This is a genomic window from Deinococcus radiotolerans, assembly GCF_014647435.1.
In the GTDB taxonomy this organism is placed as follows: domain Bacteria; phylum Deinococcota; class Deinococci; order Deinococcales; family Deinococcaceae; genus Deinococcus; species Deinococcus radiotolerans.
The window spans coordinates 115652-139472 of record NZ_BMPE01000009.1; the positions used below are offsets into that span (position 1 = coordinate 115652).

At 67.7% G+C, this 23821-nt stretch carries 13 protein-coding genes; 8 read left to right on the forward strand and 5 right to left on the reverse strand.

Annotated elements, in window-relative coordinates; translation table 11 throughout:
- The first annotated feature begins 95 nt into the window (after positions 1-95).
- Positions 96-3071, forward strand: a complete 2976-nt coding sequence (locus IEY63_RS14560) for an ATP-binding protein (protein ID WP_189069726.1) — start codon at positions 96-98, stop codon at positions 3069-3071.
- A gap of 377 nt (positions 3072-3448) precedes the next feature.
- Here IEY63_RS14560 and IEY63_RS14565 read toward each other — a convergent pair whose 3' ends face one another.
- Positions 3449-3886 (reverse strand): DUF2382 domain-containing protein, encoded by a 438-nt coding sequence (locus tag IEY63_RS14565; protein ID WP_189069727.1) that lies wholly within the window; start codon positions 3884-3886, stop codon positions 3449-3451.
- Between the two features lie 36 nt (positions 3887-3922).
- Positions 3923-4816 carry a PRC and DUF2382 domain-containing protein gene (locus IEY63_RS14570; protein ID WP_189069728.1) on the reverse strand — a complete coding sequence of 298 codons (894 nt, stop codon included), beginning with the start codon at positions 4814-4816 and terminating at the stop codon, positions 3923-3925.
- Between the two features lie 646 nt (positions 4817-5462).
- On the opposite strand from IEY63_RS14570, the gene IEY63_RS14575 reads away from it, so the two are divergent.
- The 3 genes from IEY63_RS14575 (at position 5463) to IEY63_RS14585 (ending at position 9111) form a co-directional block, all read left to right on the forward strand.
- On the forward strand, positions 5463-5771 hold the full coding sequence (locus tag IEY63_RS14575; protein WP_189069743.1) for a hypothetical protein: 309 nt from the start codon (positions 5463-5465) through the stop codon (positions 5769-5771).
- 112 nt (positions 5772-5883) lie between these two features.
- Entirely contained in the window at positions 5884-7365 is a 1482-nt protein-coding gene (locus IEY63_RS14580) for a potassium/proton antiporter (protein ID WP_189069729.1), read from the forward strand.
- A 564-nt stretch (positions 7366-7929) separates the two neighbouring features.
- Positions 7930-9111 (forward strand): sensor histidine kinase, encoded by a 1182-nt coding sequence (locus IEY63_RS14585; protein WP_189069730.1) that lies wholly within the window; start codon positions 7930-7932, stop codon positions 9109-9111.
- Positions 9112-9138: 27 nt separating this feature from the next.
- On the opposite strand, the gene IEY63_RS14590 is transcribed toward IEY63_RS14585, so the two are convergent.
- Together IEY63_RS14590 and IEY63_RS14595 are read right to left on the reverse strand one after the other, a co-directional pair.
- Positions 9139-11364 (reverse strand): GAF domain-containing protein, encoded by a 2226-nt coding sequence (locus IEY63_RS14590; protein ID WP_189069731.1) that lies wholly within the window; start codon positions 11362-11364, stop codon positions 9139-9141.
- Complete coding sequence (locus IEY63_RS14595) at positions 11309-13549, reverse strand: PAS domain-containing protein (protein WP_189069732.1); 2241 nt, start codon at positions 13547-13549, stop codon at positions 11309-11311. Before IEY63_RS14595 ends, IEY63_RS14590 begins: the two co-directional genes overlap by 56 nt.
- Positions 13550-14149: 600 nt before the next feature.
- On the opposite strand from IEY63_RS14595, the gene IEY63_RS14600 reads away from it, so the two are divergent.
- The 3 genes from IEY63_RS14600 (at position 14150) to IEY63_RS14610 (ending at position 21720) form a co-directional block, all read left to right on the forward strand.
- Positions 14150-14635: a hypothetical protein gene (locus IEY63_RS14600; protein ID WP_189069733.1), complete on the forward strand. Its 486-nt coding sequence runs from the start codon at positions 14150-14152 to the stop codon at positions 14633-14635.
- A gap of 72 nt (positions 14636-14707) precedes the next feature.
- Complete coding sequence (locus IEY63_RS14605; protein WP_189069734.1) at positions 14708-18670, forward strand: DUF11 domain-containing protein; 3963 nt, start codon at positions 14708-14710, stop codon at positions 18668-18670.
- The gene (locus IEY63_RS14610; RefSeq protein ID WP_229784731.1) at positions 18667-21720 is read left to right on the forward strand and encodes a beta strand repeat-containing protein; all 3054 of its coding nucleotides are present in this window, start codon (positions 18667-18669) and stop codon (positions 21718-21720) included. Before IEY63_RS14605 ends, IEY63_RS14610 begins: the two co-directional genes overlap by 4 nt.
- A 478-nt stretch (positions 21721-22198) precedes the next feature.
- Here the strand turns inward: IEY63_RS14610 and IEY63_RS14615 are convergent, their stop codons facing one another.
- Positions 22199-22762: a winged helix-turn-helix domain-containing protein gene (locus tag IEY63_RS14615; protein ID WP_189069735.1), complete on the reverse strand. Its 564-nt coding sequence runs from the start codon at positions 22760-22762 to the stop codon at positions 22199-22201.
- Positions 22763-23155: 393 nt separating this feature from the next.
- Between IEY63_RS14615 and IEY63_RS14620 the strand changes: the two genes are divergently transcribed.
- Entirely contained in the window at positions 23156-23761 is a 606-nt protein-coding gene (locus IEY63_RS14620; protein WP_268239665.1) for a serine hydrolase domain-containing protein, read from the forward strand.
- Positions 23762-23821 lie beyond the last annotated feature (60 nt).

A 23821-nucleotide genomic window follows, 5' to 3' on the forward strand; every position in this document is an offset into this window, starting at 1 on the left:
GGGGTAGGCCGCTGCCGGGGGTGCTGCGGCACTGACCAGATGAGCTAGTGTGCGATCCATCACGCCACACGCGGGATGACGGAGGGACTGGGCGGATGACCGAAGGGGTACAACTGCACGTTCAGGTGCCGGGCCACCCGGGCAGGCCAGCCGTGGGCCTGGACCTACTTGGCCCGTTCCGTCTCGCGCTGGACGGTCAGCCGATCGAGATCCGGTCGCTCAAGGGCCGGGCCCTGCTGAGTGTCCTGGCGCTTGAGGGCGCTACGTCCCGCGAGCGACTGGCGACCCTGCTGTGGCAACGTGAAGATCAGCGGGCGCTGTTGAGTCTACGGAACGCGTTACTGGCGATCCGGCGGGACCTGGGCGCGCATCAGGGGGTGCTGGGCGTGGATGGCCGGCACCTGAGTCTGCTGGGCCCGCTGGACTCTGACGTGTCCCGGATGGCCGCCGTCAGCGGGACGGACCTGATCAGCCTGTGGCGGGGTCCAGCCCTACAGGACCTCACAGTGCGCGACTCACCCCCGTGGGACGAGTGGCAGGACCGCCACGCCGCGGCCCTCACGGCGCGGTACGTCCGGTGCCTGCACGACGCGGCCCTGAAAGCGGCCCGCGCCGGCGACCTGCGCCTCAGTGAGCGGCTCGCCACGCATGCCCTGAGCGTGGACCCCCTGTCCGAGGAAGTCGCCTCGCACCTCATCCACCTGTACGCCACCACTGACCGGCCCGACGCGGCGCGGCACCTGTCCGAGCAGTTCAGGCGCGAGGTCCAGCCGGCGCTGTTCACGCCCGTCCAGGCGCCGTCCATTCAGATCACGCGTCCGGCGCCCATCACGCTCCCGACGCCACTGACGTCGTTCGTGGGGCGCCACCAGGAACGGCATCTGCTGCTTGAGGCCCTGACCGCACCTGATACTCGCCTGGTCACGGTGTACGGCCCGGGTGGCATCGGGAAAACCCGCCTCGCCGCTGAGGTCGCGCGTGCGTTCGCCGCGCTGCCGGGCGTGACCGGCGTCGTGCACGTGGATCTGAACGAGCTCAGCCGCCCTGGCGACCTGGCCGGCGCCCTGGCCGAACGCCTGGGCCTGCCGCCCTCCCGGGACTTGTGGCCGGATCTGCAGCGCCACCTGGAACAGCAGCACGCGCTGATTGTCCTCGACAGCTTTGAAGGTGCCCTGTCCGAGACCCCGGCCCTGCTCAACCTGCTGCGGCACAGCCCTCGCCTACGGGCGCTCGTCACGTCCCGGCAGATCCTCGGCTCCGACGCCGAGACCGTGCTTCATCTCGGGGGCCTCTCCCTGCCCGACCCGGCGGCCACGTGGCCCGCGGGTTACGGGTCCGAAGCGGTGCAGCTGTTCGAACAGCGTGCCCGGCAGGCGAACCTCGCCTTCTCCCTCACGCCTGAACTGCTGCCCCTGGTGGCGCGGGTGTGCCGGGATGTGGACGGGACGCCGCTGGCCCTGGAACTCGCCGCCGCCTGGCTCCGGTACACGACCCTGACCGACCTGGCCCACGCTTTGGACACCGACGTGCTGGCCCTGGCCTCACCCCATCACGACCCGCCGCCCCGCCACAGTTCCATGCGGGCCGTTTTCGAGCAGTCCTGGCAGCGCCTGACGGCTCGTGGACGCTCGGCCCTGAGCAGTCTGGGTGTCTTCCCGGTCAGTTTCAGCAGTGCGGCGGCGTTGGCCGTCACGGCACTCGGCCCGGCCGACCTCCAGGCGCTGATTGATGACAGCATGCTCAGCTTCGACGGGCGCCGTTACCGTTTCCATCCACTTCTGCGGCAGTTTGTTCAGGAGCGGCTGCGCGAGTCACCCGCTCTGCACCGCACGCTGATGGACCGGCACGCCGCGTACTACCTGGATCAGCTCGGGCAGCTGAGCGCCGCGGCCAGCGGGGGCCTCTCTGAGTCCCTCCTGACGTTCCTCCGTGCCGAGGAAGGGCACGTGCTGCAAGGCGTCGAGTGGAGCGCTGCCCAGGGTGACTACGCCCGGCTGCCCGGCATCGTCGAGGCCATCCAGTGGGATTTCGCGCTGCGCAGCCGGGTGGCCGACGCGCTGACCCTCCTGCGGCGCCTGCTGAACCAGGTGCCGCCTCAGGAGGTGCGCTGGGCTCACGTCCGCGCGGCACTCCTGACCTCCCTGGGCTGGTACGAACAGTTCGTCGGGGACCTGAACGAGGCGCAGGCCCTGTGCACCGAGGCGCTCGAACACGCCCGCCTCGCCGGGAATGACCTACAGATCTGCCGCGCGGCCAGCGGGCTGGGCGAGGTGTACTTCCGCACGGGCCGCTCCTGGCTAGCCGTGCCGCTGTTCACGGAAGCGGCGCGCCTGGCTGGGCAGGACGCCGTCCGGACGTTCCGCATCCAGGCGAACCTGGGTGCGGCGCTCGCCTTCACCGGTCAGCTCAGCGAGGCCCGCAAGACATTCGAGGCCACGCGCCGCGCCCTGGACTCCGGCCGGGTAAACCAGCCCATGGACGCCGTGATCCACGCGGCCCGCGAGGGCGTCGCGGCCATGGAAGCCCTGGACTTCACGCAGGCCGTCACGGCCTTCGAGCGCGGCCTGACACAGGCCCAGCGCATCCACTCCGAAGGGCAGATGTGGGGCCTGCGCGGTTGGCTGGCAGCAGCGTACGTGGAGCGCGCCCAACAGCTCGGCACGCCAGAGGACCTGCTAGAGGCGAGGCGCATCTGCCGGGCCGCCCTGGGGCATGACGCTCGGTGCGCCGACCCGATTCCCCTGGCGCTTCTGCACGGGGTGAACGGCTACCTCGCCCACCTGGTGGGGGACACGGAACTCGCCGGGCGCGAAGTGCGGCTCAGCCTGCAACTGGCCCTGCGGTCCGGAAGCATCCTCGGGATGCTGTGGTCCATTCCGTTCTTCGTGCAGGTCGTGCACCTGACGGGCAGGCACCGGGCCGTGTGCGCCCGCATCTACGCCAGTTCCTGCTCTGACCCCTGGACGCGGTGGCACCTGGCCCGCCACTGGCCGGAATTCGCCCAGCACCCACACGCACCGGACGATCACACCGACCTGGCCTCCCTCATTGCGGCGCTGCTGGCCGTGTAGGATCAGTGGCTGCGCGTGGCTGGGGTAAGCCACGCCACTGCCTGGAACAGATTCAGTGCTGACAGGCTCGGTCTCCATCAGCAGGAGTCCGGGAAGCCGAGCTGAATGTGAAGGGCATCGGCACACCTAATGCCAGCACAGCGAGAAAACGCCTGCTGCTGCATTCACCCGTCTGGCGCGTCGGGATCCTCCAGCCGCTCCCGGTACGTTCCGCAAGTCGACTCATCTCTCGGGCTGCCCAGCTCGCGCGCCTGGAGCTGATGGGCCCGACGTCTAGCTCCCTTATTCAGGTCCTTTTCGATGTGCGGGACACTTCCCCGCATCAGCTCAGAGCGGCCTCGCCTGACCTCTGGAGTGGTGCACCATTCCTGCTTTCTTCAGGACTCCTCTTCACCCGGTGGGGGCTGGACTACCAGCTGCCCGTGCACGTTCCGCCGGTCCACTGCGAGTTCCTCGTACGCCAGCTCGACCGGGACCGTGTGCTGCACCGTCCGTGTTTCCCGGGTCAGGTGGACGTCCTGAACGGCGTACACCTGCTTGACCACCTGCACCTGCTCCTGAGTGAGTTGGATTTCCCTGATCGTCCCTGGCTCCAGCTGTACGCCGTCCAGTAGAACCTGCCCGTGACCGGCCGCAACTTCGATGACGAGCACCTCTTCGGTCAGTTCAACCTCGACGGTCTCCACACGGGTCCGGCGTTCGCGGCGGACGATCACCTGCCCGGCCAGCACCCGCTGTTTGGCGAAGGTGGCCCGCTCCTCGCGTAACTCAAGGGTGCCCACCGGCACCCTCTTCACTTCAGTGTCGTTGTCCATAAGCAGAAGGGGGAGACGCGTGGCCTCCCCTGCGCCTCAGCGGCGGTCGATCTTCCCGTCGAGGGGATCTACAGCGTCTGCAGCCCGCTCGCCGAGCGTGCGGTCATCTGCCCGCAGCGCCGTGTCGCCGCCCTGAACGGTAACCTGACCCGACTGATTCACGTCCAGCACTTCACGGCCTACCGTCTCGGTGACGGTCTGCTGTTCGGTCACGGTGCGCTTGCCCACCTCGACTTCCTCCGTCACGTACGCCTGCTTGCTCACATCGGCCCGTTCGGCTTCCAGATCGACCCGGACCGTCTCGGTCCCTTCTCCAAGCGTGACGGCTCCTTCCACAGGACGCGCTTCGCTCACAGGGCGCCGCTCGATCACCAGCTCTTCGCGCTCCAGACCTACGGTGACGTTCTCCGTCCGGGTTTCCACGTGCTTGCCGATCTCGACTTGCCCGGCCACGTAGCGGTCCTTGTTCACCTGAAGTCGCTCTTCGAGCAGCTGGAGCCGCTGCGGGGTGCGGTAGGCTTCGTCATCGTCCCGGTAGACGAACTCGCCGGGCGTGGTCTGCTGCCGTGCCCTGTCCACGCCGTACAGCACGCGGATGTCCTCCACCTGATTGTCATAGGTGTAGTCCTGTCCTGCCGTGTAGGTGGACATGTCCTTGACCTGATCCCGGGTCAGCTGGTCAAAGTACACGCCGTCCTCCTCGATGCGGGCGGACCCGACGGGAACCATCACTTCCTTGGCGCTGAACCAGCCCCCCACATCCAGAACGAAGTACCGGATGCGGCCGCTGCCGTCCGTCAGGATTTCGCGGACGGTGCCGACCTTCTCACCGTTCTGGGCGTAGGCGTGGCGGCCCACGATGTCGTACGTGTCGCCCACGTCGTAGTTGCGGTCGCGGATCAGCTCGGATACAGGCATCAGTCTCGCCATGGTCAGCTCCTTTGTGTGGTGGGGTGGTTGAGCCACCCGAACACTTCGAAGTGTGCCCGCGTCACTTCCGACTTCTCAGCCAGTTCGTTCAAGGTCGAGTTGAGAGGGTCCGCCCTCTGAACTCCTGACCGAGATGCTCTGAAGGTGACGTACAGCTCAGCTGAGGACCTTGGGATCACCCCATTCGAGGCTCGGTCGGCACGGAGTTCATCCTCAGGAAGTCTGGATTACGTGGGCCGCCCACCCTCACCGGTCCGGAACGCTGCCGTGGCCAGGGCCGATGGGCGTCGGTCAGGCCGATGCGGCAGTGACAGGTCCGTGCTGGCGTTCCCTTGCGCGGCGGTCTATCAATCGCCGCAGAGCGGCCTGTGAGCCGCGCCTTTTCATGCTCAGAGATGGGCCGAACATGCGCAGGGGGAACGGCAGCACCGACCAGCAGGCGTGATGAAGCAGAAACCCTCTTCAGAAAGCACTGTTGACACCGTTCTTGATCTCCCTCAGGGCGGCCAGGAATGACATAGTCCATCCCCCGGAAACATCCGGGCATCCTCGTCGAGGACTGAGCTGTACACCAACAAAGTAGGCCCGCGTCACGCAGAGTGGCAATCTGCCATTTCTTTCCAGCAATATAATGGCAGGAGGACGTATGCCCATCAAAACCGTATCCCGTGTTCAGACCTTGATCCAGGGTGTGCTGGAAGAACGCGCCGCCCGTGGTCTGGGGGGTGAGCTGCCCGAGACCAAGGTGACGCTCCGCCTGCATGCCGCCGACGCGTTCTGGCTCACGCAGCTTGCCGAGTTGATGGACGCCAGCCGCACCCGCACCGCTTCACAACTGCTGTCCGCTGCGGTCCGTGACGCCGCTCAGGCCGCCGGTCTGCCCACTGAAGGTGACGCGTTCAAGGCGCAGTTCAGAGCCTTCCTCGACGCGGAATTTCACCAGGACACCCCATGACACGACACCTGACCCCAGGAGCTCCCATGCTCGACGCTACGCCCCATTGGATCGCTTCCTCTGACTTCCTCTGGCCTGCGCTGGGTTCACCGCAATTGCAGGCGGGTCCGGGATGAATCACGTCAACCCCATTGATCTGCCCATCCTGATCATTTCGGCCCTGCTGCTCGTGGGCCTGTTCGCCAGTAAACTTGGCGGCCGCCTCGGGGTGCCCGGCTTGGTGCTGTTCCTCATCATCGGGATGCTGGCGGGCAGTGAGGGCCCGGGCGGCATCGACTTCGAGAACTACGGTCTCACGCAGGCGGTGGGCATCATCACCCTCGCGTTCATCCTCTACTCCGGTGGGCTGGAGACGAACTGGTCGCATACGCGCCCAGCTCTGCGCGGCGGTCTGGTCCTGGCCACCGTGGGCGTGCTGCTCACCACCTCGCTGGTCGCCGCGGTGGCGCACGCGCTGCTCGGCCTGCCCTGGCTGACGAGTTTCCTGCTGGGGGCGGTGGTTTCCAGTACGGACGCCAGCGCCGTGTTCTCCGTGCTCAAGGAACGGGCCCTGGGTCTGAAGGGCCAGATCAAGCCGCTGCTGGAGTTCGAGTCCGGCGTGAACGACCCGATGGCGATCTTCCTCGTCATTGGCCTCACGTCCCTGATCGGGCATCCCGGCACGCCATGGCCCGAGATGCTGCTCCTGTTCGTCAAGCAGATGCTGCTGGGCGCCGCCTTCGGCGCGGGCCTGGGCTGGCTGGCCGTGCGGACCTTCAACCGGATTGACCTGCCCTCCGAAGGGCTGTACACCGTCCTGTCCGTCGCGCTGGTCGGGTTGGTCTACGCCCTGACGGCGCTGGTGGGCGGCAGCGGCTTCCTGGCGGTGTACATCGCGGGCGTGGTCCTGGGGAACAGCACCTTCGTGCACAAGCGCAGCCTGCGCCACTGGCACGAGGGCCTCACGTACCTGCTGGAAATCGGGATGTTCCTGCTCCTGGGCCTGCTGGTCTTTCCGTCCAAAGTGGTGGAGATCGCCGTTCCTGGTCTCCTGATCTCACTGTTCCTGATGTTCGTCGCGCGTCCCGTTGCCGTCTTCGTAAGCCTGGCCCTGACCCGGATGCCCGTCCGGCATCAGGGCATGGTGGCCTGGGTGGGGCTGCGCGGCGCCGTTCCGATCATCCTGGCGACCTTTCCGCTGCTGGAGCACCTGCCGGGCTCGCAGACGATCTTCAACGTGGCGTTCTTCATCATGCTGACCAGCCTGCTGATTCAGGGCACCACCCTGCCGGCCGTCGCGCGCTGGCTGGGCGTGGAGGAACAGGCATCCGGGCCGAACACGCAGCGTCTGCTGTTCACGCCGACCGGGGCGGGCAAGAACGACCTGGTGGAGGTGGTGGTGCCGCCACAGTCGCAGGTGGTGGGGCAGCGCATCGTGGACCTGCGCTTTCCGGCCGAGGCGCTGATCCTCCTGATCCACCGGGCGGGCGAGTACATCGTGCCGAACGGCTCAACGATCATCCAGGCGGGTGATGAACTGCAGGTTCTGGGCAGCCGCGAGTTCGCCGATGAGGTCCGGGCCCGCATCGAACCGAAGGGCCCACAACCGGCCTGACCGGCGTTCCGGACCTGAAGGCTCCCGCACCTGCACCAGGGCGGGAGCTTTCTCGTCTACGGGAAGCTCTGGGCAGCCCATCCACTCCAGAACGAAGATCTTCCGGTGCCGTCCGGTTGGGCCCGGACGAGGTGTACCGCGCAGCGTGAACTGCACTGCTCGTGGACCGGGAAGACAGTCGGGATCCGGTCAGCCTGACCTTGCTGATCCACCCCGTTCATCTGTCGGCCCTTTTCTAGGTCCTGGCGAGTTGCCCTTCCCGTCATTACTGAGGGTTTTCACCTTTGAAAACCACTGGGGCTGTCCCCGCACATGGAGGTCTCTTGACCTCACTCAATGGCTGCCGTCAGATCGTGGTCCGTACGTATGAGCTCTGTGTCATCGCGCACGAACCCGACGGCGGGAGAGTGGGGCGCGGACTGTTGCACCATCGAATTCCTTCCCTGCGGACTCGCCGTAGCCCTTCTGGGGGCTCCCCTACTCTGGACATGACGTCCTGCCCTCAGGAACGCGAGGTTTCCGTCTCCTGTCCCCCCGCCTTTCTCTGGCCCGCCCGGTGACCGTATGACCCACGATCCATCCTCTCCCGCTTCCACCGCCCCACTCGAATCGCTCGAGGCTCAGGTGCGGGCGTTGCAGGCGGAAGTCGCCCAGGCCAGGGCCCTCTTCCAGGACGCGCCGCACGCCACGTACCTCCTCGACGATCAGGCCCGACTTGAGGACCTCAATGCCCAGGGCGCTGCCCTGATCGGCGTCACTCCGGGCGCGCTGCGCGGCCGCCTGCTCAGCAGCGTCCTGAGCGCCGACACGCGCTTCGCTCTGGGGGCCCTCCTGCACCGTATGTTCAGCGGGCAGGACGCCCGCCCGACTGAGGTGCGCCTCGTCACGGCCAGCGGGACAGAACGGGACCTGCTACTGTCCGCCAGCCTGCACGTCCGCTCGGCCGGCACGCGGCTGTGCCAGCTCACCGCCACGGACGTCACCGCCTTCAAATCGGCGCACCAGACGCTCCTGAGCACCACCCAGCAGCTGGAGCAGGACCTGGAACGTCAGCTCGGCCGCTTCGCCGCGCTCGGGGACGAGTACAAGGAGGTCATGCTGGCCGCCGAACGTGAACTCGGCACCACCCTGACCCGCGAGCAGAACGTCCTGAGCCTGATGCACCGGCAGAGCACGCCCGACGGCTGGCCCCGCTCCCTGGGACATGTCACCCAGGCCGTGCAGGACACGCAGGGCCTGCTGACGTCCCTGAAGGGCTACATGCAGGCCCGGCTGATCCGGGCGCGCCTGTGGCCCGTGGACCTGAATAAGGTGCTCCGGGAGGTCCTGAGGGAACTGGAGCCGCTTCAGGCCGAGCGGACCGTGCACCTGACCTGCCCGCCCCTGCCCGTGCTGCACAGTGACCATCAGGTGCTGCACATCCTGCTGCGCGAGTACCTGGCCAACGCCCTGAAATTCACCCGAACGTGGCCCGAAGCGCGGCTGCACCTGCTGGTCCGCGAGGCCGAGCAAGAGTACTGGATTGGCGTTCAGGACAACGGCGTGGGTTTCAACATGCGGCAGAAGGACAATGCGTTCGAGCTGTTCGGTCGCCTGCACTCAGCTGAACGCTACGAGGGCCCTGGGCTGGGCCTGACCGTGGTGCGGCGCCTGTGCGAGCGGTTCGGTGGTCGCGCCTGGGGCGAAGGCAGGGAGGACCAGGGCGCCACCTTCTGGTTCGCGTGGCCTAAGGCGCCCACTCCCTGACGCTCACGGGCGTGTCCGTTCCGCCGGTCAGGTGCCCCCCGACCCTGGTGGATCGTCCAGGAAGGCCTCCAGTTCAGTGACCGCCTCATCCCGCGGGAAGGCGAGGACCACCTTGCCGCCCGTGAGTTCCGGTTCCGCCCAGGCCCAGCCGCCGTGCCGGGCCAGGATGCGCCGCACCTGCATCAGCCCGCTGCCCGCCAGCAGCGGCACCTGCTGTTCCGTGCGCACCGTCAGGTCAAACAGCGTCGCGGCCTCCTCGCCGCTCAGGCCGGTGCCGTCATCGACGACTGTCACCCACACCTCACCCTGCACCGCCTGACTGGTCACCGTCACGTACCGGGCCCCCCGGGTCTCACTGAGCACGAACGACAGCAGCACCTCCAGCGCCTGCTTCAGCAGGGCCCGGTCCGCCCGCACGATGGGCAGCGGCTGAACGAACCACGTGGCCGGGCGCTGCTCAGCCGCCGTAACTTTGAGCGCCTCGAACAGTTCACCCAGCGGCACGAGTTCCTGATTCACCGCCTGGCTTTCCAGCTGCGCGAGGGCCTGCAGGTCGTGCGCCACCCCCTGCAACTGGGCCAGTCCGTTCTCCAGCGCGTCCGACACGGCCGGTGTCAGGTCCGCCAGCACTTCCTCGGCGCGTTCCGGCTCCAGGAAGCGGCTGAAATACGCCGCGGGGACTCTCAGGTCCCGGGCCGTCCGGGTGATGAGCGTGCCCAGTTCGGCATTGAGGTCCGCCAGACGCTCCCGCTGCCGCTCCACCTGCTGCAGTTGCGCGGCGCGGTCCAGGGCCAGATCCAGGTGCCGCACGATGGTCTCCAGGACCGCCCGGTCGGCCGCGGACCAGACCCGCCGGCCGAACAGCGCCACGGCGAAGACCCCCACGGGCCGGTCAGCCACCGTCAGGGGCAGCGTCGCCACGGCGTTCGTCCCGTGCTCCAGGGGCCCGAGCCCATCCGTGTCGGGCGCGTAGTAATCCTGAAACAGCGGCCGGCCGGTCTGCCAGGGCTGGTCGAGGCTCGGGACCTGCCCCAGCTCCAGTCCGGCGTCCACGGCGGCCTGAAGGGCCGGGCTGCGCATGTCGCCCGCCTGCACCCGCAGCCGCCACTGCGTCCCCTCCGGCTCGTAGTACGTGGCAAAGCCGCCTGGCAGCAGCGACAGCGCGACGTCCTGCACCCGCCGGATCAGGGCGTACGGATCCAGGTGCAACGCCAGATTCCGGGACAGCTCCGCGAACGCTTCCAGCGCCTGAGTCTGGGACGCCAGTTCGGCGTTCGTCTCCGCCAGCTGCCGCGTGCGGTCCTCCACCCGGGCCTCCAGCACGGCAGACTGCTCCCGCAGGTGGTGGATGTCGGTCGCCGCCCCGTACATCCGGGTGTCCTCGCCCTCATCACCGAGCAGGGGAGAGGTGCTCACGACAAACCAGCGATACACGCCGTCGTGCCGGCGGATGCGGTGCTCCTGCCGCAGCGGCTGACCCATGTCGACCGCCTGCTGGGACCGCCGGGCAGAACCTTCCCGGTCGTCCGGATGAATGGCGTCCGTCCAGCCCCACCCGGTCGCCTGCTCGAAGGTCTGCCCGGTGTAGTCCAGCCAGCGCTCGTTGTACCAGGTGGTGAAGCCGTCCGGACGGCTCTCCCACAGCAGGTCCGGCACGAGGTTCGCCACCGCCCGGAAGCGTTTCTCCGAGTCGCGAAGCGTCTTCTCGGCGTGGGCGCGCTCCACAGCCGCCCAGGTCCGCTCGGCGACCGCTTCGACCAGGGTCGCCTCCGCTGGCGTCCACACGTGCGGGGTGGGGAAGTGCAGGGTGAAGACCGCCACGAGCCGCCCGCCCTTGATCAGCGGGACGGCAATCGCGGCCTGCGTGCGGACGGCCGCGTAAGCGGCCCGCTCATCCCCGCTCAGCCGCGCGTCATGCTGCGCGTCACTCACCATGACCGTCCGGCCCGCATGGAGTTCCGCGAAGTACCCGGGGCCGTAGCTGCCGTTGAGGTGGCGTCCCGCGAAGCTCGGCACGCCGTCGGTGTAATCGTGATGGACGGTGAAGTGAGCGTCGTCCGAGTCGATTTCCGCGTAGGCCGCGCGGCTCGCGCCGAGGTGACGCCCGAGCACGCGGGCGGCCACGCGCTGCACCTCGACGGGATCGGCCAGTGGGCGCAGCGCGTCGGAGAGTTCCAGCAGGAACGCCTGCCGTTCCTCAGAGGCGCGCAGGGTGTTCTCGGCCTGCTTGCGGTCCGTGATGTCGTACGACACGGCCAGGACGGCCGAGACGTCCCCCCCCGCCGTTGCTGAGGGGGACGCCCCGGGTGATAAACGCGCGGCCGTGGGCTTCGTGCTCGTACTCGAACCCCACGCCGGTCAGCGCCAACCGGTAGTGCGCCTCGTACTCGCCCACCAGGGCCGTGGGCATGGCCTGCGCGACGGTCCGGCCCACCAGATCTTCCGGACGGTACCCGGCCGCGCTCAGCGCCTCGCCCTGCGCCAGGACGTACCGCAGGTCGCGGTTCACCACGAAGACCGCGCTGCCCGGCAGCTGCCCGATCAGGGCGCGCAGGCGACCCTCGGACTCTGTCAGGGCTGTTGCGGCCCGGACGCGCTCGACCTGGGGGAACAACCGGTGGGCGACGTCCCGAATCAACTCCAGTTCCAGTTCGGTCCAGGGCCGGGGCTGACGATCTGCCACCGCGAAATAGGCTCTCCAGCGGCCGTCCTGACTGTAGGGCACGGCGACGTACGCGCCGATCTTCTGGGCCGCCGCCCCGGCCCGCAGGCCCGCCGTTGCGGGCGAGTCCCCCGTGATGGCGGTCACGTCATGACTGACCGTCAGCTCCCCGGCCCGCAGGCGGCTTGCCTGATCCGGTGAGATGAACCCCGCCAGTGAATGGGTGCCCAGCACGGTCGGCACGTCCTGCGCGTGCCAGAAGTGCCGCACCGTCACTTCACCCAGGTCCTCGTTCACGTCCACGTAGTGGAAACAGCTCAGGCCCAGGTGAGCGGCGAGGCCGCCGCCGACCGCGCGCAGCAGATCCTCCTCCGTCCGCGCCTGGCTGAGCTCCCTGGACAGCTCGACCATGAACGCCTGATTCGCTTCACGGCGCTTGCGTTCCGTCACGTCCCGGAACACCACCCCGAAGCGGTTGTCCGAGTGCCTGAACGCGGTGGTCTCGAACCACCTGCCGAAACCCGCCGCGTACGCCGTGTACCGGGCCGGTTGACCCGTCTGCACCACGCGGGCGTAGGTCTCGATCCAGCCGGGTTCAATCAGCGGGTTGACCTCACGGGCGGTTCGCCCGACCGCCCCGCTGACGGGCACGTCAGTCTGCGCCCAGGCGTCATTGACTTCCAGGTACCGCCAGTCGCTGGGCTGGCCGGTCTCATCCCAGATCAGTTCGGCCAGCGCGAACCCTTCCCCCATGTTCTCGAACAGCAGCCGGTAGCGCCGTTCACTGCTGCGCACAGCCTCCTCAGCCTGACGGCGCCCGGTGATGTCCGTGAAGAGAACCGCCACCCGGCGGCTCCCCTCGCCCCCCAGGCGGAAGATGTTCAGGTCAAAAGTCCGGCCCAGCGTAAGTTCGCCCTCCTCGACGCGCATCGGCTCGCCGGTCTCCGCCACCTGACCGTACAGCTCCGCCCAGCGGGGGTTGGGGGTCCCCAGGAGCGCCGTGGCGGTGCGGCCCACCGGGTAGGGCATCCCCGTGTGCCGCATGAACGCGCGGTTGACCGACAGAAACAGGAAATCCACCCATCGGCCCGCCGCGTCCGCCAGCACCTCGACCACGGCGTAGGCCTGATCCATCTCACTGAACAGGGCGTAATACGTCGCCTCGCACAGCTGAGGGTCCACATCGGGACGGTCCGGTGCAGCGCCGCCGCCTTCCAGAAGCTCAGCCACAACCAGGGCCAGATTCCTGGAGGACAGCACCAGCATGGCCGTCTGCGCCAGGGCCGTCTGGGGGGTCCCATTCTGGCGCTGGACGAGGCCCGTGCCGCCCACGCCCCGCAGGGCCCGCGCCCCGGCCACGCCATCGGCCCCCTCGCCCAGCAGCACCACGAGCGCCGCAGGGCCCACGCTGAGAGCCAGTGAGGCCAGCAGCTGACCCAGGCGGCGCGCCGGGGACCGCGCATCCGGCGCGCTCACAGCGCAGCGCAACCCAGGTTGAACATCCACCAGCAGGTCTGGCGGGGCGACGTACACCCCTCCCGCTTCCAGAATCAGCCCGTGCTCCACTGCACGGATGGGGTCAGGGAACGGCCGGCGCAGCTCATACAGGGTGGCCCCCGCTTCAGACGCGTCTCCGGACATCACGATCGGGACAGCGGCCGACCGTGAGGTGGGCAGTTCCGCCAGCACCCGCGCAGCAGCCTTCAACTCCCCGGCAGGGACCGTCAGGATCAGCACCTCGAAAGGTGCGGCGGCCGGGGCAGAGGAGGCGGACATGGCTGACCCGTAGTGTACGGGCGTCGCCTGGGCGGGAGTTCTTAGGGAAGTTTGAAATGTTCAGCTGACCTGAGGTGGAGCGTGAGAAAAGCCTGAACTCCTCCAGCGCCCCAGTGACATCTCTTCGTCAGAAGAGAAGGGGCGAGCAGTCTAGACGCAAGAGCGCGACTGGAAGAGTTCAGTGAACTAGGCGATCCCCAGTCATGAATGAAAGCGACTGGCGGTCTCTTGTCGGCGCAGTCATTCGCGGGGTCTTGTATGGGCCGTCGGTGGAACGGTGCCACCGGAGCGCTTCCCCACATGCCAGAGAGCTTGCCGGTCCAGAATACGCTCCGGCACATCATCAGAAGGTTCAGCGTCAGGGAACAGGCCGGGCTCTACGCGGGGCTGTCGCACTCTTGAGGCGGCCATTCGCCTGATGCATTACTGGCTCAGCTGGGTCCGGGGAAGGGTTAACTGACTGGGGCGTTGCGGCACGTGTGGTGACCAATAGTCTTCATCGTAAGTTTCCGGACAGATGAGCCTCAGTAAATTAACGAGACCTTATGGGACTCTCACAATGAGATTGCCGACGAGCGTTCAAGCCCCCGGAGGGACGACGTGAACAAACCATTCATCCTGCTGATCGGCGCCCTCCTGCTGGGCCAGGGGTCCGCGCAGACCACCAAGGCCGGCACGGTCATCACCAACCAGGCCGCCGCGACCTTCCAGAACGCCGCTGGGCAGACGCTCCCCACCGCGTACTCGCAGGTTGTGAGTTCCACCGTGCTGCCCATGCCTGGCTTCGACACCGTGTACCGCGACGGCCAGGACGGAGCGACCATCGGCAACACCGCCACCGGCCCCGTTCCCAGCGGTTACGCCGCGCAACTGCACCCAGGGGACGAGCTCCTCACCGCGTATACCCTTGTCAACATGGGCAACACCGACCAGACGGTCGCGCTGACCAGCGTGACGACCGGCAGCCCCAACAGCGGCCAGACCGTCACGTACTACCTCGACAGCAACGGCGACGGCCTCCTGTCCGCGCAGGAGCGCGCCGCCGGACCGGTCACTCAGGTCACACTGAACTGGAATGACCCCTAGACCTCCACCGATGAGGGCCTGACGCCATTCATTCAGGTCCTGCGCGTCCCCGACACCGCACCGGACGGCGCCGTGTACGCCGCCAGTCCCGCCGCGACCGGTCAGCTGCTGCGCGCCGCGGACCGCACCGTGATCACTGTGCAGGAAAGCGCCACCCAGCTCGAACTCCAGTACAGCCGCGCAGTGGTCCGCGTCGGCGTGCCCGCCTGCACCGTCGCCATCACGCCCGACGGCACCGTCGCTGCCCCCGGGCAGATGCAGACCGCCCTGCCCGGCACCGGCGCGCAGTTCACCTACACCCTGCGCAACACCGGCCAGACGACCGTCACGGTCCCGGTGCGCGCCAGCGTGCTGCCCGGCACGGCCCTCCCGAACGTGCAGGTCGTGCTTGACCGCAACGGCAATGGTCAGGCTGACGCTGGCGAAAGTGCCGTGCAGAGCGTGCAGGTCGGCGCGGGTCAGAGTGCCGCGCTGGTGCTCGTCGTCAGTCCCGTCGCCACCGCCGGCGACGTGTACGTCAACCTCACCGCCGAGTGCGCCGACGGGACCCTCGACGACAACAACGTCGCCCTGCTACGCGTCGGTTCGCTGGGCCTGACCAAGACCGCCGACCGTCCCGTGGTGGTGGTCGGCGACCGCCTGACATACACCCTCACCCTGACCAACCAGTTCCCCGGCACGATGCTGCGCGACATCCAGGTGACCGACACGCCAAAGACGGGCCTGTCCTACATTCCCGGCACCAGCAGCCTGAACGGTCAGCCCATCGCCGATCCTGTCACCGCGAACGGCGCGCTCACTTGGACCGTGCCGACCCTGGCCGACGCCGCGAACGCCACCCTGACGTACGGCATGCGCGTCACCCCCGACGCCAGCGGCGAGGTGCTGAACACCGTCACCGCGCAGGGCCGCACGCTCAGCGGCGCGACCACCGCCTTCGCCTCCGCCCAGGCGGCAGCCACGAGCAAGGTGCAGGGCCTGCTCAACTTCGCGCCGCTCGGTGACCTGGTCGGCCGGGTCTTTATCGACACCAACGGCAACCGAATCTTCGACCCGCAGGATACGCCCGTGTCCGCAGCCCGCATTCTGCTCGCCGGGGGCCGCGAAGTCCGCACCGACGCTCAGGGCCGCTACGCCTTCCCGAACGTCGCCCAGGGCACCCAGGCGCTGCGCCTCGATCCCGTCAGTGTCACGCTCCGTCCCCTCAGCGTTCCTGAAGACGGCGGCCTGAGCGGCACCCGCACCGTTCAGGTGCGCGGCCTGACCACCGTCGACTTCCCCCTGACTGCGCCCAGCAGCGCCGCGCAGATGCCTCCGGTGCAGACGCCAGGCGCGCCGCGCACCTCCACCCTGCGCCTGCCCCCCGGCAGCACCGACGTGCAGGTGCGCGACACGATCAACGTCACGGTCGCCGACACCGGCACCACCGTCACGCCCCTGCTCGTGAACGGCGAGGTCGTCCCGGCCAGCCAGATCGGTGAGCAGGCCACCCTGACGGGCGGTGAACGCCTGCACACCTACATTGGCGTTCCACTGCGCCTCGGCGCCAACCTCCTCCAGCACGGCGAGGACCAGGTCACCGTCTACCGCGTCGGCCCGACCGCTGCCTTCGAACTTACGCCGCTCGACCTTCACGCCGACGGCCGCACCCCCCTGCGGGTCCAGGTGCGGACCGTGGACGCCGCCGGGCGCACCACCAACCTCAGCGCCGTCACCGTTCGCAGCAGCCTGACCACCACCAGCCCCGACGCCCTGCCCGGGCAGAACGGGTACCAGCTCAAACTCGAGCAGGGCGTCGGCGTGCTGACCTTCGCACCACAGGCCCGCCCCGGCACCGTCACCCTCGACCTGAACCAAGGGGACGCCAGGCGTCGCGTCACGCTGCCCGTCGCCCCGGCGGCCGGGAGGGCCGGCGTGGGTGTGCTCAGCGCCACGCTCGGCCTAGACGGCACCCTCAGCGCCGACGACCTGACCTGGCAGGCTCGCGCCAGCCTGGACGCCGAAGTCAGCGGCGGACAACTCAGGGTCGCGGCCGACACGGGCGGCCTGCCCACGGACCTCGACATCCTGAAACGCTTCAACACGACCGGCGACGCCAGCGCAGCCAGCGTGCCCCTCCAGGGACAGGACCCCGTGGCGTTCTCCTATGAGCACCCCGCATTCTCCGTGCGCTACCGCCACGGACCGGTGCCGGTGGACGTCCTGCCCGTCGGGGCGCAGCTCACCGCCCTCAGCGCCGAGACCCACGGCACCCCCGCCGTATCGGGCTTCGTGGCCCTGGTGCCGACCGACCTGATCACCGACGAGCGCCTCACGCCCGACGGCACCCGCCTGCTGCGCCTGGCCCACGAGCAGATCAGCGCCGGAAGCGACACCCTGACCCTGATCACCGTCGACCGCGTCACCGGTCAGGAACGCGCCCGCACCGTCCTGGTCCGCAACGTCGACTACCAGCTCGACCTGGCCAGCGGCGTCGTAACCCTCACCGGCCCCCTGGCGCCCTACGACCTGTCCCTGAACGGGCAGTACGTCAGCGCCAGCTACCGCCTGGACCAGGCCGGTCAGCGCGACCTTGCCTACGGCGCGCAGGTGAAGTACCAGACAGACACCACCTCGCTCGGGGCCGCCGTGGTCCAGCTGGACGGACAGACCACCTTCGGCGTACGCGCCGCGTACAACGACCCGGCCACCCACGCCGACATCCGGGTTGCCCTCGCCGGCGGACTGCTCGCCCAGGCGTCCGTGAACACCACCCAGGGCCGCACCACGACCGCCGCCAGCGTCCGCTACCAGGACGCCAGCTACACCGGACTCGGACGCGGCGCCGCGGGCCTGAACACCGCCGCCAGCGTCACGACCGCCGTCACCGACACGCTCGGCGTCCGGGCCAGCGCGCAGTACCGGCAGGAACTCACCACGGACGGCACTACAACTGAGCAGGGCCAGGCGGAAGGACAGCTGACCTATCACTCCGGGCCGTACAGCGTCGGCGCTGGACTGCGCTACAGCGTCGGTGACCAGCAGGGCCTCAGCGCCGTCGCCAGCGCCGGTTACCGCCAGGAGCCGTTCACCGTGGACGTCACGCACGCCCAGCCCCTCAACGGCACCGTCGCCCCGGAAAGCACCCTCGGGGTCCGCTACCGCCTGACCGGCACGACCACCCTCGGCGTCACCAGCCGCTACACCTGGGGCGTCGGCGGCGCGACCGTGCTGAGCGTCGACAGCCGCGTCCGCGGCGTGGACTACACAGCCGCCTATGAACTCCCCACTGCCAGCGGCGCAGGGAACCTCGCCCGCTTCGGCGTCAGCACCACCCTGCCGCTGAACGACACCACCACCCTCGGCCTGTACGCCAGCGCCGTTCACCACGCTGGGACCGGGGCGAACGACGCCGCCGCCGGCGCCAACCTGCGCTACAAAGACCAGCGCCTCAGCGCCGCGCTTGGCACCGACCTGGTCTACACCCCCGCCGGCTTTGGCGTGATCCTCCGCGGCGGCGTTGCTGGCAGCGTCACGGGCGACCTGACCCTCAGCGCCGACGCCCTCATGGAAACTGGCGCAGGCAAAGGCGGACTGCGCGTCGCCGCCGGGTACGCCTACCGCGGCCGCACCATCGACAGCCTCGGCGTGATGCGCTACGCCAGCGGGACCCTCGCCGGCAGCCAGCCTGAAGTCAGCAGCAGCGTAAGCGCGACATACCACCAGCCGCAGTTCGCCCTGCGCGCCAGCACCGACACCCGCACCCTGCTCAGCGACCCGGACAGCTTCACCATCCAGGGCGCCCTGAGCGGCACGTACTACCTGAATAACCGCTTCGGCGTCGGCGCCTGGGCCCACGTCCTCACGCAACCGTCCACGCAGACGACCCTGACCGGCTTCGGACTGGAAGGCAGCGTCCGCGCGCTCCCGGGCACCTGGCTCACCGCCGGGTACAACCCCGTCGGCTTCACCGGCATCAGCACCCTCTACACCAAGCCGGGACTGTATCTGCGCCTTGATCTGACCCTCGACGACACCCTCGGAGAGACCAAGTGAGCCACACCACCCGCACCCGGCGCCGGCCGCGGTACCTGACGCTGCTGTCCGCCCTGCTCATCGGCGGCGCCAGCACCGGCCTGGCCGCCACTACCAACTTCACCAGCTCCTCCCCATGGACCACCGTGCTGATCGGCGCGCAGTACGACAGCCCTAACGACCGCCAGGCCAACGGCGGCCCCGACCTGCTCGGCGACGCCACCCACGGTCTGCTGTACCTCAACTACGACAACAAGGGCACGGCCACCGACGCCGATGACGTCGTCGCGTACCGCGTGCGCCTCGACGGTACAAGCACCTCCTTTGCGGACGTGGTGTACATGGGCGTCGACGCCAACGCCGACGGCGTCGTGGACGCCTTCATCGGCGTGAGCAACCAGAGCAGCTCCGGCATCCGCATCTGGGACACCGGCACTGGGCTCAACACCGCGCCGAGCAACACCACCGTCTCCATCAACACCACGTTCACGGAAACCGCCACCAACTACTACTACGCCCCGGTGTCGGCCACCAGCGACCCCAACTGGACGTCCGCCGACATGGACGCTGACGGCGCCACCGACTACTTCCTGAACTTCAGCCTGAACTTCACGGACCTCAAAACTTACTTCGCCACGAAAGGCATCACCATCAACACCTCCACCGCGCTCCGGTACGCGGTCGTCTCCTCCACGCAGAGCAACGCCTTCAACTCCGACATCGGCGGGGTCAACGACAAACAGCTCGGCAAAGCCGCCGGTGACACTACCTGGAACAGCATCTTCTCCCCGGCGGTCTCCCCCAACGGCATCACCGTCTCGAGCGTCAGCACCGGAACAGCCGTAGAAGGCGCCCCCGTCGTTCACCAGATTGCGCTGGCCGGACAGAACGGCCTCAATGACACAACCCTGACGGTCACTCTGACGGCTGGTACCGCCACCCTCGGCACCGACACCTCCGGCGCCCAGTACAGCCTCGACGGCGGCACGAACTGGGTCACCGCGATCGGCAACGGACCCTCGTACGCCATCACCCTGCCCAAAGGCGCCGTCATCCCCAGCAACACCGTGCTGTTCCGCGTCCTGACCGTCAGGGACAACCTGTACGCCGAAGGCAGCGAAACCTACACGGTCACCGCCAGCACCCCCACCACGCTCACCGCGCCCACAGCCGTGACCGGCACAATCACCAACTTCATCCCGGTCGTCAACAGCGTCGCCGACACCAGCGGAACAGAAGGGACCAACCTCACCCATACGGTGACGCTCGCTAACGCCGCGACCACCGGACCGACCACCGTCGACCTGGTGCTCACCGGGGGCACGGCCACCATCGGCACCGACACGGGCACCGTGGAGTACAGCACGGACAGCGGCGTCAACTGGACAACCACCGTGCCGGGCGCTGGCGGCACGTTCGCCGTCTCACTGCCCGCCAACATCAAGACCTTCCAGGTCAGGATTGCCGCCACGACCGACACCAGCACCGAAGGCTCCGAAACGTACCGGCTGACCGCGTCCGTCGCGGGTGGCGCCAGCACGTTCGGCACCGGCACCATCAACGACCCGGCCCTCGCGCCAACCGTGACGATCAGCGCGCCAGACAACACGAACACCAGGACGCCGACCATCACCGGTACGACGACTGCACCATCAGGCAGCACCGTGACCGTCACGGTGACCCAGGGCGCCACCAGCTTCAACCTGACGACGACGGTGCAGTCCGGCGGCACCTACAGCGTCACCGTGCCGAACGCCAACGCGCTGGCGGACGGTGCCTACACGGCTGCGGCGTCCGTGACCACCGCCGGTGGCACTGGGACCGCTTCCGACCCGGGCAGCGTGGACGCCACACCCCCCGCCATCACCATCACCGCCCCGGACAACACGAGCGACACAACGCCCACGATCACTGGCACGACGGACACGCCGGTGGGCAGCCCTATTACGGTGACCGTGACTCAGGGCGCCACGAGCTTCACCCTGACGACCACCGTGCAGACGGACGGGACCTTCAGCGTGACGGTTCCGAACGGCAGCGTGCTCATGGATGGGCCCTACAGTGTGACCGCCAGCACGACCGATACCGCTGGGAACACCGGGACGGCGCTTGATGCAGGCAGTGTGGACGTCACCGCCCCGGTCATCACCGTGGCTGCCCCGGACAACACGAATGACACAACGCCCACGATCACTGGCACGACCGATGCGCCCGTGGGCAGCACCATTACCGTGACCGTGACGCAGGGCGCGACGACCCTGACGCTGACGACGACCGTGCAGATCGGCGGCACCTTTACCGTCACGATTCCGGACGCGGACGCCCTGGCGGACGGGCCGTACAGCGTCACGGCCAGTACCACCGACACCGCCGGGAACACCGGGACGGCGACGGATGCGGGCAGCGTGGATGCCACGGCACCTTCGATCACGGTCTCGGCGCCGGATAACACGAACGACACGACCCCAACCATCACCGGCACGACCGATGCGCCGGTGGGGAGTAGCATCACCGTCATCGTCACCCAGGGTGCGACCACCCTGACGCTCACGACCACCGTGGAGACCGGCGGGACCTTCAGCGTCACAATTCCGGATGCCAACGCACTCGTTGCCGGCCCGTACAGCGTTACGGCGAGCATCACGGACACCAACGGGAATACCAGTACCGCCGGGGACGTGGGCAGCGTAAATGTGACTGTTTCGGATCCCGTTGTCCTCGTTGACAAGTTTGTTCGTAACGTGACCGTCAATGGCGCATTTGGCGCGGTGGCCGACGGCTTACCTGGCGACATCCTCCAGTACTGCGTCCAGTTCGTGAACTCGGGCGGCCCTGCTTCAGCCTTCAAGCTGACCGACACGCTGCCGAGCGCGGTTCGCGATGTCACTCACCTGACGTATTCAGCGTCGACGGCGCCAGTGGTGGGGGCCAGCTCCGCGCCGGCCAGTGGTGATCTTCCTGCTGGCGTGACCCTCTCGGTAGTGAATGGGACAGTGGTGCTGGACTTCGGCAATGCAGTGCTGCCCTCAGGCAGTGGAGGCACCATCTGCTTTGAGGTGACCCTCCGCTAGACGGAACTTCTGCGTGCGGCGTGGCCTGAAGGTCACGCCGCCTACGTTTGGGCGTGGTCCGTGCAGGTGACCGGCCTCGCCCCAAACACGCTGAATTCGGTGTGATGCGGCGTGGCTTGGCCTGCGGTTCACGCCATGATGGAGTCAGCGAACGGCCCACATGCATCGATCTGGTGACCTTTGAAAGGTCCAGATATTCCCCATGAATGCCGCGCGACGAAAAGCACGGCGGTGGTCGGTCAGCGCCATACCCTCAAGGTGGCTACCGAATGACCTCGTCAGCGTGCCCCCGGGTGCCCTGTACTTTTAGGACCTGCCGACCGCTTCAGTGGTCACGTTCACGACCACGGGACGAGTAGCCCACGGCGTCTGAGGTGAGACCAGGCGCAGTCGCTCACCGTTAGCCAGTTCATGTTGACATCAACCGACCGATTTGAGGGGCCTGCATCTGTGAGGCTGAGCCGCGACAGGGTTCCTGCTACGCGTCTCGGCGCGGCACCAGCAACACGGCAAAGTCATACGTCTGCCTTGGCGTGGACGGGTGGGTGTGCTCCTCGTGAGCGAGTGAGACGAGAGAGCGTTTCAGCTCTTTGACCTGTCCTGCCGTCAAGCGGATTGCCCCGATCGTGAACAGCAGGTTCTGGTCTCCCTCCCAGAGGTCCTGGGCTGTCCCACGGTCGTCGCCCAGACTCAGGCCGTCTGCGGAGAGCCAGAAGCCACGGTGGTCCCCCGTCTGGTTGACGTACACCCGCAGGATTTCCCGGACTCTTTCCTCAATACGTGGCTGCACCTGGGCGCCGACGAATGACTCCAGGGCCTCAGCCGTGGTGACCTCGTATGGAATGAACCAGGGCTGTGGGACGGCGTACATCTTGACCGTGCGTCCTCCACGCCGCTCAGTGATGACGCTGGCAACGTCGACCTTCACCAGTTTCTGAACCAGGTAGTAGGCGCGCTGAACATTCAGTTCCAGGTGCTCAGCGAGGTCAGTCACACTCTTCGGGCCCTGGATCAACAGGTTCAGCAGGGGACGCAGTTCCACCGCCAGCAGGAGCCTGGCCTGAACGGCAGTGGCAACGTGAGCATCCGGCATGGGAAGCAGGGTAACGCATGCTTTTCAGTACGCCAGGAACTGAACTTGAAAGTTGCCCTGGTTCTTCAAGTGGGGAGACGCTGAGATGGCTGCTGTGTTTAATCGCCGAATAATAAAGAGGAGGCTAGTGAGGGTGATGTCCCACCCGGGCCCTGTGGTGATCTCCGGTGGTCGGTGCACTCAGGCCGGTTGTTCCTGCCCGCGTTGTGGGCGTGCGAAAACGTGCAGGTCCCGCGCGTTGCCGCAGGTCGTGATGTCCGTATGGCTCCGTACCTGTAGGGACCGCCAGCGCAAGGGCTCATACCGACCGTGCCGCTCAACTTTTCGTTCCGTGAGGTTGCCATGGTGAGAGGCAGGCGTCAACCATTCCCTCAGGGCTGCTTCTTGGCCCTGACGTTCGCGCTGGGGATTGGAAGTGCCCAGGCCACGGCCCCCCGTCACCACACGGACAGCTTTCGACTGCCGCAGGGGAGGGTAGAGGAACGCATGGCGCTCTACCACGTCCCTGGCGTCAGTGTTGCCGTGATTCAGGACGGCCACATTGCCTGGGCAAAAGGCTATGGCGTGCTGAGCGCGGACGGCGCAGCCCGGGTCGGCACGGAGACCCTCTTTCAGGCTGCTTCCATCAGCAAGGCCGTGACGGCCACTGCCGCCCTGACGATGGTGCAGGACGGTCGGCTGCCTCTGGACGCACCGGTCAACGCGGCCTTGCGGGCGTGGACTGTCCCGGCACGGCGGCCGGAGTGGGCTGCGGGCGTGACGGTCCGCCGACTCCTGTCTCATACGGCCGGTATCGGTGCACCCGGATACCTTGGCTATCGCGCGGGTCAGCCGGTCCCGTCTCTACTGAACGTCTTGCGTGGGGAGGCCCCTGCAACCTCACCTGCCGTCCGGGTGGAACGCGCGCCCGGCCAGGCTTACCGTTACTCTGGTGGCGGCTACGGGTAGTGCTCCAGTTTTGACTTCAAGCGGCGTTACGAGCGTTCGCCGATGAGGTGAGTGTAGACC

What these genes read in the sequence shown, in the direction of transcription:
- IEY63_RS14560 (WP_189069726.1), top strand. Translation starts at nt 96, where the DNA reads ATGACCGAAGGGGTACAACTGCACGTTCAGGTGCCGGGCCACCCGGGC.
- IEY63_RS14565 (WP_189069727.1), bottom strand. Translation starts at nt 3,886, where the DNA reads ATGGACAACGACACTGAAGTGAAGAGGGTGCCGGTGGGCACCCTTGAG.
- IEY63_RS14570 (WP_189069728.1), bottom strand. Translation starts at nt 4,816, where the DNA reads ATGGCGAGACTGATGCCTGTATCCGAGCTGATCCGCGACCGCAACTAC.
- IEY63_RS14575 (WP_189069743.1), top strand. Translation starts at nt 5,463, where the DNA reads ATGCCCATCAAAACCGTATCCCGTGTTCAGACCTTGATCCAGGGTGTG.
- IEY63_RS14580 (WP_189069729.1), top strand. Translation starts at nt 5,884, where the DNA reads ATGAATCACGTCAACCCCATTGATCTGCCCATCCTGATCATTTCGGCC.
- IEY63_RS14585 (WP_189069730.1), top strand. Translation starts at nt 7,930, where the DNA reads ATGACCCACGATCCATCCTCTCCCGCTTCCACCGCCCCACTCGAATCG.
- IEY63_RS14595 (WP_189069732.1), bottom strand. Translation starts at nt 13,549, where the DNA reads ATGTCCGCCTCCTCTGCCCCGGCCGCCGCACCTTTCGAGGTGCTGATC.
- IEY63_RS14620 (WP_268239665.1), top strand. Translation starts at nt 23,156, where the DNA reads ATGGTGAGAGGCAGGCGTCAACCATTCCCTCAGGGCTGCTTCTTGGCC.